Genomic DNA, 1,169 nt, shown 5'->3' on the forward strand with positions numbered 1-1,169 from the left:
TTTATCTCGCCAGGAATACAAGGTGGATAGGTTTATGTTTTCCTGGGCTGAAAACGTTCTTAATGATAACCCACTTTCAAGCCACTTCTTAACAATGGCTTCTTTAAACTCTTTTGAATAATGCTTCACTCATATTCTCTTACCGCCTCCTATTCAATTATTAAAAATTAACAGAGGCGACAACTATCCTGACACAGGGGGGAAGCGTCAGGTGGTTGATGCGATTCATTGTTTGTTTCTAAGTATTCATTCCCCCCTTTGTAAGCAGGTTGATTGGGATTATTGGAAAATGTCGTGCAAAGAGTTGGAGGCTGATCATGTCTCGAATGCGCGAAATAATACGCCTGTTGTAACAGGTCGAAGCAAAAATATGGACTTGGAGGGCAGTGCAAATGCACCAGAAGTCGAGAAGTTAATCTATCAGGTGCGTGCTAAGGGGTACAGTATTCGCACCGAAAAGACTTATGTCCATTGGGTTAATCGCTTCTTAAAGTTCTGTTCTAATAGTCACACCCAAGGTAACTCTGCCAGAGATGTGATTGACTATCTTTCATTTTTGGCTGTTGATAAGGGTGTGTCGAGTTCAACGCAGGCGCTTGCGCTGAATGCAATAGTCTTTTACTTCAAAATGGTTTTAAATCTTGAGCTTGGTGATGTTAGCCAATACGTCAAGGCAAAAAAACGTCAGAAGTTGCCGGTTGTCTTGTCTACTGATGAAGTAAACGAAATATTAGCCGAACTACAAGGGGTTCAATTGCTACTGGTATCATTGCTCTATGGCTGTGGTCTAAGGTTGATGGAGGCGGTTCGGCTTAGGGTTCAAGATATCGATTTTGCATATCAGCAAATTATCATACGCAATGCCAAGGGAAATAAGGAAAGGGTGGTGCCGCTTCCTGTTAAAATTCAAGGGCCATTGCAAGCGCACTTGAAAGACGTAAAAGCATTGCATGAAGCTGACTTAAAGGAAGGTTATGGTAGTGTTTATATGCCGGCCGAATTGCTTAGGAAGTACGGCAAAAATGACCGGCTATGGATTTGGCAATATGTGTTTCCTAGTGCCAAATTATCGCTCGACCCCAAGTCGANAGCAGTGCGCAGGCACCATTTACACGATGCCTGCGCCCTGCTTTCGACTTGGGGTCGAGCGATAATTTGGCACTAGGAAA

General features: G+C 43.2%; 2 protein-coding genes. One reads left to right on the plus strand and one right to left on the minus strand.

Annotated elements, in window-relative coordinates; all coding sequences use genetic code 11:
- On the minus strand, positions 1 to 129 hold a 129-nt coding region (locus tag A3761_RS29030; RefSeq protein WP_156491860.1), incomplete at its 3' end, for a transposase.
- 82 nt (positions 130 to 211) lie between these two features.
- Here A3761_RS29030 and A3761_RS14550 point away from each other — a divergent pair.
- Complete coding sequence (locus A3761_RS14550) at positions 212 to 1,165, plus strand: integron integrase (RefSeq protein WP_156491861.1); 954 nt, start codon at positions 212 to 214, stop codon at positions 1,163 to 1,165.
- The last annotated feature ends 4 nt before the right edge of the window (positions 1,166 to 1,169 follow it).

It is taken from the genome of Oleiphilus sp. HI0123, from assembly GCF_001635315.1.